Raw genomic sequence first — 17,218 nt, forward strand, 5'->3', positions numbered from 1 at the left:
GTGCGAGGCTAGCTGAAATATTGTGGTAAGCGATTCTCTCATTAAAGCTTACTCTACTTCTTGTCCGGGAGCTTTTTCTGCGTAAGATTTGCTATCTATAATACGAGCAATGAAGTAACTTTCTCCATTAAGTTTATAATCTTCCAGCTTAATCTCCGCCTCAAACTCTAAACCTGCACGGCTAACTAATGTGTGCGTAGACTCAGTATGCAAATGTTGATTCAGATAGCTTACTATATTGTTTTCATTAATATTTTTGAAGAAAGCACTCACATTCATGCCACTTAGCTGCTCTTCGGTATAGCCGAACATTCGCTGCGTATTTTTATTAAAGAAGTCCAGCTCACCATTTGCATTAATGCTGACAAAAGAGGCTAAAGCTGTGTCTAGTACTGCTTTAATACGAGACTCACGATCCATCATGCTCTTTTGCTTACGGTTAAGCTCCTCCTGGGTAGCTTGAAGCTCTTCCATATTCTGACGCATCTCCTCCTCCTGGGCTCTCATCTGCTCTGTCATTTGAGTAGACTCCTCAAGCAACTGTTGAGTACGAGAGTTTACTTTTGCAGAAGAGATTGTTGAAGCAATACTTTCAGCTATTTTTTGCAGAAACTCTATTTCAAAATCTTTAAACTCCTGGAAAGAAGCGATTTCAATAGCGCCATATACCTCTTCATTAACCAATAAAGGTACTATCAATATACTGGTAGGGTTAGCGTCTCCTAAGCCTGATGTAATAGAAATATAATCATGAGGCACATCAGTCAGGAAGATAGTATCCTTTTCCTGCCAGGCCTGACCAATTAGTCCTTCTCCAATGTATACTTTCTGATCAATGTATTTCTGACGATCCCATGCATAGCAGGCTTCAAGCGTCATATGAGCGTCTTCTCCATCACCGTCCTGTACAATGAACATGCCGCCCTGATTGGCTCCCAGGTATTTGATAAGGTTTGAAAGAATAGTATTGCTAAGCTCAGCAACATTATGATTATTCTGGCGAAGAATCTCTCCAAATTTAGCGGTACCCTCAGTAGCCCAGTTCCTTTTCTTATCATCTTCTGCTACATTCTGCAGGTTGTCACGCATGTTAATCAGAGAGTTACCCAATACATCGTGTTCACTTAGGGGGCTAAAAGAAGCCTGGTAATTACCTTTACCAATCTGCTCGGCAAACTCAGAAGTATCTTGCAGACCATGTACCAGGTCATCTACAGCATTTGCCATATCACCTACTTCGTCATTATTAAACTTCTGCTTGATCTTCTCCGCTTCTTCTTCATCAGGCAGCTCTCCTCTACTTAGGCGCTGAATAAGCTCCTTAAGAAAATTGATGGGTCTGGTGATACTACGGGTAAGTATAAAAGCACCAAAAAGGCCAATAACGATGGTGATAATACCAAGAATCAGAATAATATTACGAAGACTATCCGAAGACGCAATGATACTAGTCTGTGCCTGATCAGCTTCTTCGCGCTTAAGAATACTAATTTTGTTGAGTTGTTCTTTAAGTGTGTTGGTACGGGGAAGCACTTCACTTTCTACCGCTTCAGTAGCTTGCCATTTCACCATCGCATCTTCATAATCCTCAAAAGAGATCAATTGCGACATAATATCTTTTTCGATGGCTATCAGCTCCTCAAAACCGGTAAAGACAGAGTCAACAGTTTGACGCTGTAATGTATCCTGCCATTGGGGTAATAAGGTATTGAGTTTATCTTTAAGCTCAGGATAACGGAAAGCATGCAGGTCTTTTAAAGCCTCTTTATCTTCCTGATTGTTTTGTAAGTAAACCCAGTTTGTGATCAGCATCTTGGATTCAGTCACCAAAAGGATAAATTCATCTATAGCTTTTACCGAAGGGTCTATGACCTGGGTATTCTCATTAATGAGCGTATTGCTATTTTTGATGGTGATAATACTGACAGACGCATTGATGGCGAAAATGGCAATAAGTGAAATAAATCCACCAAAAATTTTGCTGCCTATTGTGAACTTAGGTTTCTTCATAATGATTAGAAATGTATTCTTCGCTAATAGCCCGGTTTGATAAACGGATCAATAATATGTGATTAGAAAAAAGGTATATTAGTAGGTTACAATTTTTCACCTTTATCGCCGGATTTAAAACTGATCTGAGTTTGAAATATTACAGGGTAATTTTCTGAAAGATTTTTACGTCGGCCTTTAAGCAATGCTGCGCGCTATAGCTAAGTATTTTGTCTAGGGTGTAAATTTTTTTACTTATAAAGTAAGGCTTCTACAATCCGCCGCGTTTGTTAACTTTGTATTCAAATCTTAATTGTATGATAGACAAATTAGAAGTTATAAAAGACCGTTTTGAGGAAGTAGGACAACTGATCGTTCAGCCGGATGCTATGGCTGACATGAAGAAATACTCTAAACTCAGTAAAGAATATAAAGACCTTGAAAAGGTTGTTAAGAAATATAATAAATATCTGGAGGTACTGGCTGATATTAAAAGTGCCAAAGAGCTACTGGCTACAGAGAAAGACCCAGACTTTAAGCAGATGGCCAAGGAAGAGATAGATGCCAAAGAAGATGAAAAAGAAGTTCTGGAAGAAGAACTCAAACAAATGCTCATACCTAAAGACCCGAATGATAGCAAAGATGTAATTCTGGAGATCAGAGCGGGTACGGGAGGAGATGAGGCTGCTATATTTGCCGGCGACCTCTTTCGCATGTATCAGCGCTTTGCCGAGAAAAAAGGGTGGAACCTTACCATTCTTGACCTTACTGAAGGCTCTTCCGGAGGCTATAAAGAAATTATCAGTACCGTATCAGGTGATGAGGTTTATGCTCAGTTGAAGTTTGAGTCGGGTGTGCATCGTGTACAACGTGTGCCCGCAACCGAAACACAGGGCCGGGTGCATACTTCTGCTGCCAGTGTAGCAGTTTTACCAGAAATGGAAGATGTGGAAGTAGAAGTAGATATGAACGATATTCGTAAAGATACTTTCTGTTCCTCAGGTCCGGGTGGGCAGTCTGTAAACACTACCTACTCTGCTGTTCGCTTAACGCATGAGCCTACCGGGCTGGTGGTTACTTGCCAAGACCAGAAATCTCAGATCAAAAACTTTGAAAAAGCCCTGAAGGTATTACGCTCTCGTCTTTATGAGATAGAGCTGGAAAAACATAATGCTGAAGTAGGTGCGCAGCGACGATCTATGGTAAAAAGTGGTGACCGTTCCGATAAAATCAGGACTTACAACTATCCACAAAGTAGGGTGACAGACCATAGAATTAACCTTACGGTATACAATTTGCCTTCGGTGGTGGATGGTGAACTAGACGATTTTGTAGAAAAACTACGAATTGCAGACAATGCTGAAAAAATGCAGCAAGACCAGGGATAAAGCTTATTAAAGTGGTGATCAATAGCATTTGGCGGTGGTGTGGGCTGTTTATTTTTTCTTTCTCCATGTTTTGGGCAGCCTGTACTCCCGAAGAAGAAATAATTTCAAAAGGCAAAAATCTTAAGCTGAGCTTTGATCAGGATACACTTGCCTTTGATACATTATTTAGCGCCCAAAAAAGTATCACCAGAGTACTTACAGTATACAACAGAAGTGATAAAGCCGTAGAAACTAATATCAGTCTAGCTGGGGGTACTAATTCAGCTTTTAGCGTTTTCGTAAATGGTAAGGCCGGAGTAAGTTTTGATGATGTACTGCTACGGGGAAAAGATAGCCTCATTATTCTGGCTGAAGCTTTCATAGACCCTCGCAATGAGAGCCTTCCCTTTTTAGTAGAGGACTCCCTTCAGTTTGAAACAAACGGTAACTTACAATCCATCAAACTATTAGGCTGGGGGCAAGATGCCGTATTTATTGATAACTGGCACATTAAGGAAGATACACACCTGCTTTCGGATAAGCCGTATGTTATAAATGATTCTATCTGGGTGGATAAAGATGTAACACTCACCATCCCGAAAAGCAGCCGTCTGTATTTTGCCAGAGATGCCAAGCTTTGGGTAGATGGAAGCCTGGCAGTAGAAGGCAAAAAGGAAGAGGAAGTATTGTTTACCTATGAGCGTGAGGATGGTATCTATGCTAATGGACCCGGTCAGTGGGAAGGTATTATTCTTAGCGATAAAAGTAAGGCGCATAAGATAGACTATGCGCAAATTCGTAATGCTGAGGTAGGAATTTATATCTTACAAACAGATGAGGATACGATCCCTGACCTACGCATCAGCAACACCATTATTGAAAATATGTCGGTAAATGGTATTCTGGCAGCTAATGCGGATATAGATGGGTTCAATCTGCTGGTTACACACTGTATGGTTAACTCTGTGGGCAATTTTGGGAATGGTTATTATCGTTATCGCCACTGTACATTTGCAAATGATGTAAACCCATATGCGCGCCAGGGAGCTACACTGTATTTTTCAGATCTTCTCGAAGCTAATGCTTCTTCTCAAAGCTTTCAGCTGGTATTAGAGAACAATATTATTTGGGGCAATATGGAAGAAGAATTAGTACTGAGCGTAACGGACCCGGCATCCGAGCTAGAGGTTAAAAATAACTTACTCAAACTGCCACAGTCTTCGCCCTGGCTAGAGCAAAACATTCTAAATAAGGAACCTCAGTTTAACAATCCAGTTATTTATGTGTATACAATAGACTCTACTTCGGCAGCAATAGACAAAGGAGTAGTAAGCACAATAAACCTGGATTTGGCAGAAAACGCACGTGACGAAAAGCCTGACCTGGGGGCTTATGAGTATATACAAACAGAACCTTAGAATATTATCAGACGAACTTATGCAAATTTTTCAGAAAGAGATACGCTTACCAGCCTTCTCCAGAGGCTTTCATATAATTACATCTCATATAGAGAAAGAGTTTGGAGAAATGCGTGAGCTAAAGCAGGGACTTTTACACGTATTTATTCAGCATACTTCTGCTAGCCTTACTATTAATGAGAATGCAGACCCCACTGTAAGAGATGATTTTGAAAGCCATATGAATGTAATGGTGCCAGAGAATGCTCCTTATTATGAGCATACCCTGGAAGGACCAGATGATATGCCAGCCCACATAAAATCTTCATTAATGGGTAGCCATCTTAGTATCCCTATCACTAATGGCAGACTCAATTTGGGTACCTGGCAAGGGGTGTACCTTTGCGAGCATCGCGATCGTGGGGGGCAACGTAGATTAGTGCTTACCGCTTATGGGCAATAAAAAAAGGGTGCAGTTTTAAGTGCACCCTTTTTGTGTTCTGTATAAGTTTGTTAAGAGTATTAGTTTTTGCTTGCGTCAAAAAGCTTTTGCTTCTCTTCTTTGGTAAGGCTATCATAGCCACTTTCAGAGATCTTATCTAAAATTGCGTCAATTTCTTCCTGTTTGCTACGAACACTACTGTTGGTGCGCCCATTCGCTTTTTTCTTTTGAACATTGCGGTAAGAAACTTTTACTTTAGGCTGCCTCACAAAAAAGCTTTTGATAAACGTAAAGAAAGAAGATAGTGGTTTACCCAGATCGTTACCATTCTGTAACTGTTTAATATAAAGAAAACCCAAACCTGCGCCAGCAAGGTGAGCTAACTCACCTCCGGCATTAGGCCCGGCAGATTGTGCAAAAGATAGAATTACATAAAAAATAGCGATGTATTTGATCCGCACGGGCCCCAAAAGTATTAGAGAAATAGTGTAGTTAGGCATAAAAGTAGCTGCTCCTACCACTACGGCATACACACCAGCTGAAGCACCCAACATACGAGAGGTATCTACCTGGCTGGCAAAATAAGGCAATGTATTATAGATAAGTATGTAAAAAAGCCCTCCTGCTAAGCCGCCCAGCACATATAGGTTAACGAACTTTTGGCTTCCCAAAAACTCCATAATCAGGCTACCAAACCAGTAGAGGAAGAGTAAATTAAAGAGAATGTGGAAAAAGCCCTCGTGAGTAAAGAAGTAGGTAACCAGCGTCCAAGGCTTTACGATAAAGCTATCTAGTGCAGCAGGTAGCATGAGTTGACGCAGTATCAGCTCATAAATCTCTCCGGCACTGGCAAAAGCAAAAATAACCCTGAAAAATATCAGGGCTAAAAACACAACTAGGTTTATAAGTAAGATTTTCATCAGCCCGTTATTAGGCCGGTGAAATGCATTTTTAAAATCGTCTAGTATACTATTCATGACAAACTTTACTAATAGAAAGTATTACTTTTTCCCTGCCATACTTTAATGAGTATAAAAGCAAACAGCATTCCGCCCAGGTGAGCAAAATGAGCTACATTGTCTCCGGGCACCCGCTCAAATCCGGCCCAGAGCTCATAAAGCCCATAGAATAAGACAAAATATTTTGCTTTAATAGGAAAAGGAAAAAATAACAGAAATAATTCAGTGTTTGGAAAAAGCAAACCGAATGCCATAAGGATGCCAAAAATAGCTCCTGAAGCACCTACCATAGGTATGTCTGCTTTGCGTTCCAGTATCTGCCGAGCAAGCTCTTTACCCTGGCTAACATAGCTGGAACTGTTGGGATTATCATAATATTGGTCAATAAAATTCTGAACTTCAGGGCTGCGCCATGCAAACTCAGCATTGTCTCTCACGAAAGTATCAAAATTATCGGGTGTAGGGTTGTCTACATAGCTTTCCACTGCATTTCTCAGCTTAGTAACCTCATAAAAGTTAATTGCAGAATAAAGCAAAGCAGCACCCAAGCCGGTAACCAGGTAAAATACCAGAAAGCGCTGGCCTCCCCAAAAGCGCTCCAGCAAAGGACCAAAGATGAAGAGGGCAAACATATTTCCAAACAGGTGGCCTAAGCCTCCATGAATAAAAAGGTGCGTAAAGAACTGGTACGGGCGAAAAGAGTCTGAAAAAATGTAACGAAGCCCTCCTATCTCTACCAGATTAATAGATACAAATGACTGTATAATGAATATACCTATGTTAATTAACAAGAGGTTTTTTACTATCGGACTAAGTCTTCCAAACATGCGTATTATTTAAAAAAGTCGGTAATCTGATCCAGATCCAGTATGGTATAAGTCTTACGCCCATCTGGTGCATAGTCTGAATGGAGGCAACCAAAAAGACGGTCTATAAGTGTACTCATTTCTGCCGGATTAAGTTTTTGTCCTTTCTTTACAGACATTCGGCGGGCTATAGAACGAGCCACACTCTCACGCTTATTACTGGATAGGTCGGACTGGTAGCTTTTATATTGCTCTATCAGTCCTTCAAAAATTTCTTTCTCGTTTCCACCTTTAATATCGGTGGGTACTCCATTAATAACTACGGTATTTTGCCCAAAAATAGTAAAGTCAAAGCCCAAAGCGCTAATCTCGTCTTGTAGCTCTTGTACCAAAGCTATATCGGCAGGGTTAAGCACTAAAGTCTGAGGAAAAAGTGACTGCTGAGATACCCCGGAGCGGCGCTCCAGAGCCAGAGCATAATGCTCATACAGGATACGCTCATGCGCAGCCTGCTGGTCTATTATCATCATCCCGGACTTCACCTGTATTACAATATAAGATTGATGAACCTGAAAAGGCTGCTCACTGGTACCGTGTGTACTATCATGAAAGAGCGAACCACCACTGGGCATGCGATTAGCTGCACTCTGAAAAGTAAGTGCATTTTCTTCCTCTTCAGGACTTTCCGTGTGTGGATGATCAGCCGGGCTATCATCAAAGTTAAAATACGACTGATCCTGAGGCTGAGAATACAAGTTCTCCCATTGCGAAGTGTCGGCTTTTTTTAAAGCGGAGTTTTGTTTAAAAGCACGCTGGGGGCTGCTCTGCTCAGATGCAGAATGGCGTAAAGAACGATCTTCTCCACGAGAAATGCGACTTAGTACGCTAAAGTGGTTTTCTTCGTTCTCCTGCTCATCTAATGAGGGAGTTACCAGGTTGGTACCCAAGGCACGCTTAACAGCAGCACGTACTATAGCATAGACTGTTCGCTCATCAGCTAGTTTAATTTCAGTTTTGGTGGGGTGCACATTAACATCTATGTCCGCCGGATCAATTTCAATAAACAACGCATAAAAAGGAAAAGAGCCTTCTGGTAGCATGGCCTCATAGGCGCTCATTACTGCATGGTTGAGATAGCTGTTTTTTATAAACCGCTTATTAATAAAGAAAAACTGCTCTCCACGTGTACGTTTGGCATGTTCCGGCGCTCCTACATAACCATAAATTTTTAGAGTGGGAGTTTCTTCCTGGCAGCTAAGTATCTGCTTACGGTAGCTGTCTCCAAAAAGCTCCGCAATGCGTCGGCTCAGTTTGCCCTTTGCCAAATCATAAGTTAGGGTGTCGTTCTGGAAAAACTCAAAAGAAATATCAGGTCGGGCAAGGGCCACCCGGAAAAATTCGTCTATGATGTGGCGCATTTCCACTGAATTTGACTTCAAAAAAGTACGCCGTGCCGGAACATTGAAAAAAAGATTCTTTACACTGATAGAAGTGCCTATTTCTGTAGCTATAGGTTCACTATCTTTAAACACAGAACCCTCCACACTCAGGCAGGTGCCAAATTCCTGCTCGCGGGTGCGTGTCTCCATTTCTACCTGTGCTACGGCAGCAATAGAGGCAAGGGCTTCTCCCCTAAAGCCGAGTGTATGTATGGCATAGATATCCTCTGAACGCCTGATTTTAGAAGTGGCATGGCGTTCAAAGCTCATACGGGCATCAGTTTCGCTCATGCCCACACCATTATCCCTAACCTGTATCAGGGTTTTGCCTGCGTCTTTTATCACGACACAGATATGATCACTGGACGCATCTATAGCGTTTTCTAATAACTCCTTGACTACTGAAGCCGGCCTCTGCACTACTTCACCTGCTGCAATCTGGTTAGCAATGGCATCAGGCAGAAGCTGAATGACATCTGACATGTATGCTACCTCCGTTTCGAGTATTTTCTAATTCTGATATAGAAATAGATTGGAACGATGAGCAAAAATATGTAAAAAATATCATTACCATATAATAGGTAGCCCCCAATGAATATTATTAAGGAAATAAGAATGACCATTTGTAAAATATTGGCATTCTTAGTATAGTTAGCTCTTCTAGAGAAGGATCCGGCTATGCCAGAGGTCTGATGAGAGCTCCCTCCTTCTCGGAGTTGGCTTATTTCTTGCTTAATTCTGCTGGTACGTTCCTCTATATCTTCTTTTACGGGATCGTAATAGCGTGGTTCAACATTAAATCGTCTATAATTTGGCAGACGGGTAAGTGTAGGGAACTTCATCTCTGTATTCTTTTGTATGCAGCACTAAATAGGCCAAATATTTGTTAAAATCGCAAATGAAGAACGTCCTTATGTTGAAAAAAGTTTTTCAGCACTTTCTTTTCCCCCACATCGTAATAGGCTTTTTCTGTCTCCTGTTCGTGCCCTTGGCAAAGGCTAACCACCCTATGGATAGGATGCCAAAAGCGAGGTGGGTAGCAAGTGTGATGGATACCATGAGTCTGGATGAAAAGATAGAGCAGCTCTTCATGCTTTCTTTATATGATAATAGTCGAGAAGTGGATGTCGCTGAGGTTAATCGTTTGCTACAGAAACACAATGCCGGAGGAGTATTGGTACATGGTGGCAAGTCATCAGCGCAGCTACAGACGGCCCTGGCTTTGCAAAAAAATGCCGCTATGCCTCTGTTGATGGGGCTAAATGCACGATTGGGAGCAGGCAATAGTTTGGATAGCGCTATGAGCTTTCCTTCTTTCGCGGCTATGGGGGCAGTACAAAATACCAATTACCTTTACGATATAGGCAAAGAAGTAGCGAGAGAGTGCCGTCGCCTGGGCATACATATTAATATGGCTCCCATACTGGATGTAAAAAATGGTATGGTGCAGGGGAATGAGTACGAAGATGTACTAAGTGATGATTTCGGACAGGCCTTCGCTAAAGGGCTTACTTATATGCAGGGCATGCAAGATCATGGTTTAATACCATGTTACAAACAGTATCCTCTGGCATCTCCAGTGGCTATGGCCGGTGTAGGAGGAGGAGCCGCATCTCCACATCCTAAAAAGGGTAAGCTGGTAGCTCAGCTCAATTTTACGGAAAAAGGAGACGAAATAGCAGATCGTTCTTTCTTATTGCGCAATGCTGTACCCGATACTTACCTGTATGAGAAATACCTGAAGCTGGAAGGGCTGGTGTTTTCTGATATGCTTTCCCCTGCGGAAGGAGATATGGGCAGACAGGCAGTAGCGGCCATTCAGGCAGGCAATGATATGGTGCTGGCTGGTACCAATATTAGCTCGGCGGTAGAAGGAGTACGTGCAGCATTGAAAAGAGGAGAGCTTAGTATGGCCGATATCAACCAGCGTGTTAGCAAAATTTTAAGTGCCAAATACCTGGTAGGTTTAGACGGTTACGGCAGGCGTTTAGCTACAACTGAAGAATATGCCAGCCAGGAAGCACAACTTCTTAAACAATATTTGTATGAGGAAGCGATTACTGTTGTTCGTAATCAGGAAACCCTGATTCCGGTTCGCGTTCTGGATACTACCTCTTTTGCTTCTCTTTCGGTTAACTTAACAGAGCCAGGAACCAGCCCATTTCAAAAAATGCTGGACAACTATGCTCCTTTCACACACTACTACATAGAAAACAGCAGAAAGAACATAAACTACAATACATTATACAAGCAGATAAGTCAGTTTGGGCATGTGATGGTAGCTCTGTACGAACACCCCTCCAAACGCAAAAAAGAAATAGATAAAGAGCTGCTTACCTTTCTTAAGTTTTTAAGAAAAAAAACCAATGTTACACTGGTAGCTTTCACGCCTCCCCAACATTTGGTAGAGCTGGAAGACTTTCCTTCTCTGGTTTGTGCTTATGACGAAGACCCAATAGCGCAGCAGGTAGCCCCGCAAATTTTGTTTGGAGCATTAGGTGCCAAAGGTAGGCTGCCGGTAAATGCCTCAAAAACACTAGCGGCTGGTGTTGGTGTAAGCACACGTGAGCTAGCACGTCTAGGTTATTCTTTACCCGAAGCTGTTGGCTTAAATGCCGATACGCTACAGTTAATAGACTCTCTGGCTCAGTGGGCGATAGACGAAGAGGCTACGCCTGGTTGCCAAGTGTTAGTAGCCCGCCGGGGAAAAATTATTTGGGAAAAAGCCTATGGGTATCAAACTTATGATAAGGAAAGCCCAATAACACCTTCTACAATATACGATATTGCCTCTGTTTCTAAAGTAGCAGGCACCATGCAGGCGATTATGTTTTTACAGGAAAGAGGCACTATAGAACTTGACGAGAAAATATCTACTTACTTACCTGAGCTAAAGGGTACAGACAAAGAAAATATTACAGTAAGAGAAGTCCTTCTGCACAGAGCAGGGCTGCGCTCATTTATTCCTTTCTGGTCTATGACTAAAGATAGAAGAGGGCTAAGTGACGATTTTTACCGCAAAGAGGAAGAGGGTGACTTTAATATGCAGGTGGCCGAGGGACTATACGGAATCAGTAGCCTGAAAGACTCTGTATGGCAATGGACAGTAGACTCCAAGCTATTGAAGAAAAGAGGTAGAAGAAGCCCCTCCTGGAAGCCTGACTACAATTATCGCTACAGTGATTTGAGCTTTTTTATACTGCATCGTTTGGTAGAGCGCGTGACTAACCAGTCAATGGATGCTTTCTTAAACCAGAACTTTTACGATCCTTTAGGTTTGAAGACACTCTCCTATCGGCCCCTTCAGAAGTTTCCTTTAGATAGAATTGCACCTACCGAAAACGACAGACACTTCAGAAACACACTGGTAAGAGGGACGGTGCACGATGAGGGGGCTGCTCTTTATGGGGGAGTAGCTGGGCATGCCGGCTTGTTTAGTAATGCTCATGATCTGGCAGTGCTTATGCAGATGAACCTACAGGATGGTATTTATGGGGGAGATCGTTACTTTCAGGAAGGAACGGTAAACCGCTTTACACTCAGACAGTACAACGATAGCCGTAGAGGCCTGGGATGGGATAAGCCCGAATACCTGAGAGATGGCGGGCCTACTGCTCCGGAAGCTTCTTACAGCTCTTTTGGCCACCTTGGCTTTACGGGTACTTCGGTATGGGTTGATCCAAAATATGATCTGGTTTATATATTTCTATCTAACCGTATTCACCCTAGTGCCCGAAATACAAAACTTCTTACAGAAGGAGTGCGTACAAAAATACAATCGGTAGTATACCGTGCAATGAATGATTATAACGGTCGTTGACCTTCATTTTTTTACTAGATGAAAATAGGCATAGTTTGTTATCCTACCTTTGGCGGTAGTGGCGTAGTGGCTACCGAACTGGGTAAGGCCCTGGCCAAAAAAGGCCATCAAGTTCATTTTATTACTTATTCTCAACCTACTCGTCTGGATTTTTTCAATGAAAATCTCTTTTATCATCAGGTAGATGTTAGAACTTATCCGCTCTTTCAGTATCCGCCTTATGAATTAGTGCTTTCCAGCAAAATGGTTGATGTAGTAAAGTATGAGAAACTGGATGTGCTACATGTCCACTATGCTATCCCCCATGCTTCAGCCGCCTATATGGCAAAGCAGATACTAGCCACCGAAGGCATCAGTATTCCGGTAGTTACTACGCTACATGGTACCGATATCACATTGGTAGGTAAAGATGCTTCTTTTGCGCCAGTAGTAACTTTCAGTATTAACGCTTCTGATGGTATTACCGCTGTTTCGGAGAATCTTCGTACCGAAACCTACGATTACTTTAACATTACTAAAGACATCAAGGTCATTCCTAATTTTGTAGACTTAGACCGGTTTAAACGCCAGAAGAAAGAGCATTTTAAAAGAGCTATTTGCCCCAACGATGAGTGTATGATTGTACATGCCTCTAACTTTCGTCGGGTAAAGAGAGTGGAAGATGTAGTGAGAGTTTTTGATAAAGTGCGCAAAAAGGTGCCTGCCAAATTACTTATGGTAGGTGATGGCCCCGAGCGTTCCAATGTGGAAAAGTTATGCCGTGAGTTAGGAGCTTGTGAAGATATTCGATTTTTAGGTAAGCTGGAAGCTATAGAAGAAGTACTCTCTGTAGCAGACCTCTTCCTGATGCCTTCAGAAAAAGAAAGCTTTGGCTTAGCGGCTTTAGAAGCTATGGCATGCGAAGTGCCAGTGGTGACAAGCAATGCGGGAGGCCTTCCTGAGCTTAATATTGATGGGGAAACCGGTTATGTCCTACCAGTAGGTGATATAGAGGGAATGACCGAAAAAAGTATTTATATACTATCTTCACCTGAGCGGCTGGATGCTTTCAAGAAAAGAGCCCTAGCCCGAGCCAAAGAGTTCGAAGTAAGCCACATCGTTCCGCTTTACGAAAAGCTTTATCAGGAAGTATTAGATAAGCAGAAAAATGTGGCACTCTCTTAAGAAGTAGCATAGATGCCAGCAAACTGAAGCGCCTGATCCAGGTCGCGCATCAGGTCTTCGCTATCCTCTATTCCTACTGATAGTCTGAGTAATACATCCTTTACACCCGCCTTTTTTCGTTCTTCTGCCGGAAGAAGGGAGTGAGAGGTACGTGCAGGCATGTTTACGATAGTCTCTACTCCTCCCAGGCTTACCGCCGGAGCTATTACTTTAAATTTTCTGATGAGCGACTCTGCCTCTGCTCCACTGCGTAGTGCGGGTTCAAAAGATAACATGCCTCCGAAGCCTTTCATCTGTCGGCTGGCAATACTATGCTCCGGGCTATCTTGTAGTCCAGGGTAGTAGACAGCTTCTACTCGCGGATGTTCTTGTAAAAACTCGGCTAGAGCCTGAGCATTTTCGTTCTGTTTCTCTACTCTTAATGCTAAAGTTTTAAGGCTGCGCTCAATCAAAGCGCAGGTAGTAGCATTAACATTGCTACCCAGAATTTTTCCCCCTTCACTAATTTGTTGACGTAGCTGGTGCGATGTTGCAATAGCTCCAAAAAGCAGGTCGCTATGGCCTCCCATATACTTACTTCCGCTATGTGCCACTATATCTATGCCGAAAGCTATCGGGTTTTGATTGATAGGAGAAGCAAAAGTATTGTCAATCATGCTCAGAATACCTTTAGCCTTAGCCAGACCCGCTACCATCTCCATATCAGTAACTTTTAGCAAAGGGTTAGAAGGAGTTTCTATATAGATGAGCTTAGTTTCTGGGCGAATAGCTGCTTCCATTGCTTCTAAAGTAGGCTCGGAAAAGCTATAGCTAATACCAAACTGAGGGAGCATTTGTGTAGCCATCTGATAAGTGCCTCCGTATAGGTCTTTTTGAAAAAGAACATGGTCCCCACTTCTCACCAGGGCTAGTATGCTATTGCTGATTGCCGCCATACCAGAGCCAAAAAGTAAGCCATCCTCACTACCTTCCAGAGCAGCGATTTTTGCTGATACTACTTTTTGGTTAACCGTATTAAAATTTCGGGGGTAGCGAACATCATCCTGATCTAGAAAGTCAATGGCTGAGGAAGTAAATATCGGTGTATTTACACCTTCGCTATTGAGGCTGGCATTCTTTCCGGCATGTACACAAAGTGTGGCCTTTCCGCTTTGCTCGTTCATAATCTAAGCTAGGTAAGTCATTTAAAGCGGGAATATGATAAAAATAGCGCCAAACTACAACACAGCACTATATATATTGCAGGCTTAGTCTAACCGCCAATAAATAGTGAAACTTAAAGGCCTCAGATCTAGTAAGCGCTATTGAATTAACGAATATATTCTATATTCCGATCTGGAATGACAGCATTTGAGGAAAACATAGCGATTGCCTACTTGCATGAGGCAGAAGATAAAGAGAATAAGTGTATTCTTACCTCCCAACGTTTAGTAGTGGTATACAAGGGTAAGGTGTTTAGCTTTGACAAAGAGCATATTAAAGCGCTAAGTTTTGGTCAGCGTAGAATTATGCTTCCGCTAGTTAGTGGAGGAATTATGGCTCCACTGAGCCTATTAGCTATTTTTCTTAATCTTTATAATCCCTGGCCACTTATGTTTGTGTTCTTTTTAGGGAGCGCACTGCTTTATTTAGGTTGGCAACAGCATCCGGTGCTGGTGGTTAGAGATAGCGTAAAAGACCATGACTTTTTTCTAAATGATATAAGTCCCAACCTCAAAGCTTTTCTGTCTTTTGCTCGCCAGTATGTTTTTCAGGGAGGCAATGAGTTATACCTTGTACTCCCCCTACAGGAGTGGGAGCAAACAGAGCAGCAGGATAATATCGCGACACAAGATTTATACGATAAGGGCTATGTACGGCTTTTATCGCCAGCACAGCTAGCACGGTGGAAGAAGCAAAAACATCATCGGCAGCATAATTTCAGTGTTTTACATATCAACCCGCTACAAGTAAAAGCAGAAATTCGCTATGAGCCTGGCGAGAGGGGTGCTCCGGAATTATATGCCCATGTTTATGGAAGCATCAACCGAGAGGCCATCATCAAAACTGAATTGTTCTGAGCATAAATTATCTGAGTGCTTTCTTAACAATAGTATTAGTGTAGCATGCTACTTATATTTTATTACCAGCTCTTTACCTGAATCATTGGCTTTGCAGAAGTGCTAAACTATATTACTACTACGTACAACAACCGAGAATGATGATGACAAACAAAATTTTTGTCTTATTTTCATGCTTAATCATGATAGGATCAATGACTTACGGGCAAGATACGGCCCAACAGTGGATGAAGTTTGAGCTTTCTTTTGAGAGTGACTCCCTTTACGCCAATCCCCTGTACGATTTAGAAGAGTTTTATGCTGTATTTACTGCTCCTTCGGGTAAAAAGCACAAAATTAATGGGTTCTGGGATGGGGGCAGCAATTTTAAGCTGCGATTTATGCCTAATGAAGCAGGAGAGTGGCGGTATGAGACATATTGCTCAGACCCAAAGAACTTGGCTCTGCATGCCCAGAAAGGAAACTTTAGCTGCGAAAAAAGCGCGAGCAAACACGCCCTCCACCAAAAAGGAAATATAATTCATATTGATGGAGACTACCACTTAAGCTATGCAAATGGTGACCCATTTTTCTGGCTGGCCTGTACCGCCTGGAATGGCCCACTAAAGTCTACAGAAAAAGAATGGGACGATTACCTGAGCCAACGTAAGCAAAATAACTATTCGGCCATACAATTTGTAGCTACGCAATGGCGGGGAGCAGACGTAAATAGTCAGTTACAAAAAGCTTATAGCGGACAGGGTAAAATCAAAGTTAACCCTGGCTTTTTCCAGCATCTGGATAAAAAAGTAGACAAAATTAATGAATATGGCTTGGTGGCGGCGCCCGTACTCTTATGGGCTTTGCCCAAAGGCGAAGGTAAAGAGTTGAGCCCCGGATATGCTTTACCTCAGGAGGAGGCTATTAAGCTGGCAAAGTACATGGTTGCCCGCTATGGGGCGCATCATGTAGTCTGGTTTCTGGGTGGTGATGGCCTGTATGTAAGCCTTTTTGAACAGCGCTGGAAAAATATTGGTCAAGCCGTTTTTGGAGAAGAGCACCCCGGCGTAGTTGCTCAGCACCCTATGGGACGTTCGTGGATTGGAGATGCCTATGCTGATGAAGACTGGCTGGATGTAGTAGGTTATCAGTCTAGCCACGGCATAGGTAGTGGTACGATAGACTGGATAAACAAAGGGCCTATGAAAAAGAAATGGCATAAACTACCAGCCCGCCCTTTGATTAACCTGGAGCCCTGCTATGAAGAAATTTACTTCAGGACTACCGACACCCACGTGCGAAATGCCTCATATTGGAGTTTGTTTGCTACACCAGTAGCGGGTATAAGTTATGGAGCCAACGGCATATGGCCCTGGATTCGCAAAGGCGAAAAAATACTAAACCATGGCTCATTAAGCGAAGAAAGCCCCAGCACCTGGCGTGAAAGCTTGAACTTTCCAGGTAGTTTGCAGATGGGCTATCTGGCTGAGTTTATTCAACAGTTTAAATGGTGGGAGCTTAAGCCCGACCACGAACTGCTTACACAGCAGCCGGGAGAGCAGCGGTCGGAGCATTACGTCTCACTCCTGCGCACAGATGATTATAGTACCATTCTGGTGTATACACCTTTGCAAACAGCTATAGAACTCAGAAACCCACAAAATATTGATTATAAAGCCCGCTGGTTCAATCCGGTTAAGAATAGTTATACCGAAGCCGAGCTAAAAAGTGCAGGGAATTTGGTACAGGCGACCCCTCCGGCAGAGGGTGATTGGATCTTAATTCTGGAAAAATAA

General features: G+C 42.6%; 13 protein-coding genes. 7 read left to right on the forward strand and 6 right to left on the reverse strand.

The window, feature by feature from the left end:
- Positions 1-48: 48 nt before the first annotated feature.
- A complete protein-coding gene (locus PZB74_RS07865) occupies positions 49-2,010 on the reverse strand; it encodes a GAF domain-containing protein (RefSeq protein WP_302241959.1) in 1,962 nt (653 codons plus the stop codon).
- 296 nt (positions 2,011-2,306) lie between these two features.
- On the opposite strand from PZB74_RS07865, the gene prfA reads away from it, so the two are divergent.
- The 3 genes from prfA to PZB74_RS07880 are packed head-to-tail and all read left to right on the forward strand — an operon-like array spanning position 2,307 to position 5,216.
- Entirely contained in the window at positions 2,307-3,377 is a 1,071-nt protein-coding gene (gene prfA, locus PZB74_RS07870; RefSeq protein ID WP_302241960.1) for a peptide chain release factor 1, read from the forward strand.
- Positions 3,378-3,391: 14 nt separating this feature from the next.
- On the forward strand, positions 3,392-4,774 hold the full coding sequence (locus PZB74_RS07875; RefSeq protein ID WP_302241962.1) for a right-handed parallel beta-helix repeat-containing protein: 1,383 nt from the start codon (positions 3,392-3,394) through the stop codon (positions 4,772-4,774).
- Between the two features lie 19 nt (positions 4,775-4,793).
- Positions 4,794-5,216: a secondary thiamine-phosphate synthase enzyme YjbQ gene (locus tag PZB74_RS07880; RefSeq protein WP_302242762.1), complete on the forward strand. Its 423-nt coding sequence runs from the start codon at positions 4,794-4,796 to the stop codon at positions 5,214-5,216.
- A 59-nt stretch (positions 5,217-5,275) separates the two neighbouring features.
- On the opposite strand, the gene PZB74_RS07885 is transcribed toward PZB74_RS07880, so the two are convergent.
- Genes PZB74_RS07885 through PZB74_RS07900 form a run of 4 tightly spaced genes read right to left on the reverse strand, consistent with a single transcriptional unit; the run spans position 5,276 to position 9,241 of the window.
- Complete coding sequence (locus PZB74_RS07885; protein WP_302241963.1) at positions 5,276-6,172, reverse strand: rhomboid family intramembrane serine protease; 897 nt, start codon at positions 6,170-6,172, stop codon at positions 5,276-5,278.
- A gap of 11 nt (positions 6,173-6,183) precedes the next feature.
- On the reverse strand, positions 6,184-6,981 hold the full coding sequence (locus PZB74_RS07890) for a rhomboid family intramembrane serine protease (RefSeq protein WP_302241964.1): 798 nt from the start codon (positions 6,979-6,981) through the stop codon (positions 6,184-6,186).
- Between the two features lie 5 nt (positions 6,982-6,986).
- Positions 6,987-8,882: a DNA mismatch repair endonuclease MutL gene (mutL, locus tag PZB74_RS07895; protein ID WP_302241965.1), complete on the reverse strand. Its 1,896-nt coding sequence runs from the start codon at positions 8,880-8,882 to the stop codon at positions 6,987-6,989.
- Between the two features lie 5 nt (positions 8,883-8,887).
- Positions 8,888-9,241 (reverse strand): hypothetical protein, encoded by a 354-nt coding sequence (locus tag PZB74_RS07900; protein WP_302241967.1) that lies wholly within the window; start codon positions 9,239-9,241, stop codon positions 8,888-8,890.
- 167 nt (positions 9,242-9,408) lie between these two features.
- Here PZB74_RS07900 and PZB74_RS07905 point away from each other — a divergent pair, with 167 nt between their 5' ends.
- Positions 9,409-12,219, forward strand: a complete 2,811-nt coding sequence (locus PZB74_RS07905) for a serine hydrolase (protein ID WP_302241968.1) — start codon at positions 9,409-9,411, stop codon at positions 12,217-12,219.
- 18 nt (positions 12,220-12,237) lie between these two features.
- The gene (gene bshA / locus PZB74_RS07910) at positions 12,238-13,383 is read left to right on the forward strand and encodes an N-acetyl-alpha-D-glucosaminyl L-malate synthase BshA (protein WP_302241969.1); all 1,146 of its coding nucleotides are present in this window, start codon (positions 12,238-12,240) and stop codon (positions 13,381-13,383) included.
- Here bshA and PZB74_RS07915 read toward each other — a convergent pair.
- Positions 13,380-14,546: a trans-sulfuration enzyme family protein gene (locus tag PZB74_RS07915; protein ID WP_302241970.1), complete on the reverse strand. Its 1,167-nt coding sequence runs from the start codon at positions 14,544-14,546 to the stop codon at positions 13,380-13,382. The two genes, bshA and PZB74_RS07915, sit on opposite strands and share 4 nt — an antisense overlap.
- Before the next feature lie 177 nt (positions 14,547-14,723).
- Between PZB74_RS07915 and PZB74_RS07920 the strand changes: the two genes are divergently transcribed.
- Complete coding sequence (locus PZB74_RS07920) at positions 14,724-15,443, forward strand: DUF952 domain-containing protein (protein ID WP_302241971.1); 720 nt, start codon at positions 14,724-14,726, stop codon at positions 15,441-15,443.
- A gap of 182 nt (positions 15,444-15,625) precedes the next feature.
- A complete protein-coding gene (locus tag PZB74_RS07925; protein WP_302241972.1) occupies positions 15,626-17,218 on the forward strand; it encodes a glycoside hydrolase family 140 protein in 1,593 nt (530 codons plus the stop codon).

The organism is Porifericola rhodea (assembly GCF_030506305.1).
GTDB classification, from domain to species: domain Bacteria; phylum Bacteroidota; class Bacteroidia; order Cytophagales; family Cyclobacteriaceae; genus Catalinimonas; species Catalinimonas rhodea.

Bases quoted from the DNA above. Each gene is read 5' to 3' on its own strand.
- PZB74_RS07865 (WP_302241959.1), bottom strand. From the start codon at position 2,010: ATGAAGAAACCTAAGTTCACAATAGGCAGCAAAATTTTTGGTGGATTT.
- prfA (WP_302241960.1), top strand. From the start codon at position 2,307: ATGATAGACAAATTAGAAGTTATAAAAGACCGTTTTGAGGAAGTAGGA.
- PZB74_RS07880 (WP_302242762.1), top strand. From the start codon at position 4,794: ATGCAAATTTTTCAGAAAGAGATACGCTTACCAGCCTTCTCCAGAGGC.
- PZB74_RS07885 (WP_302241963.1), bottom strand. From the start codon at position 6,172: ATGAATAGTATACTAGACGATTTTAAAAATGCATTTCACCGGCCTAAT.
- PZB74_RS07890 (WP_302241964.1), bottom strand. From the start codon at position 6,981: ATGTTTGGAAGACTTAGTCCGATAGTAAAAAACCTCTTGTTAATTAAC.
- mutL (WP_302241965.1), bottom strand. From the start codon at position 8,882: ATGTCAGATGTCATTCAGCTTCTGCCTGATGCCATTGCTAACCAGATT.
- PZB74_RS07900 (WP_302241967.1), bottom strand. From the start codon at position 9,241: ATGAAGTTCCCTACACTTACCCGTCTGCCAAATTATAGACGATTTAAT.
- PZB74_RS07905 (WP_302241968.1), top strand. From the start codon at position 9,409: ATGGATAGGATGCCAAAAGCGAGGTGGGTAGCAAGTGTGATGGATACC.
- bshA (WP_302241969.1), top strand. From the start codon at position 12,238: ATGAAAATAGGCATAGTTTGTTATCCTACCTTTGGCGGTAGTGGCGTA.
- PZB74_RS07915 (WP_302241970.1), bottom strand. From the start codon at position 14,546: ATGAACGAGCAAAGCGGAAAGGCCACACTTTGTGTACATGCCGGAAAG.
- PZB74_RS07920 (WP_302241971.1), top strand. From the start codon at position 14,724: ATGACAGCATTTGAGGAAAACATAGCGATTGCCTACTTGCATGAGGCA.
- PZB74_RS07925 (WP_302241972.1), top strand. From the start codon at position 15,626: ATGATAGGATCAATGACTTACGGGCAAGATACGGCCCAACAGTGGATG.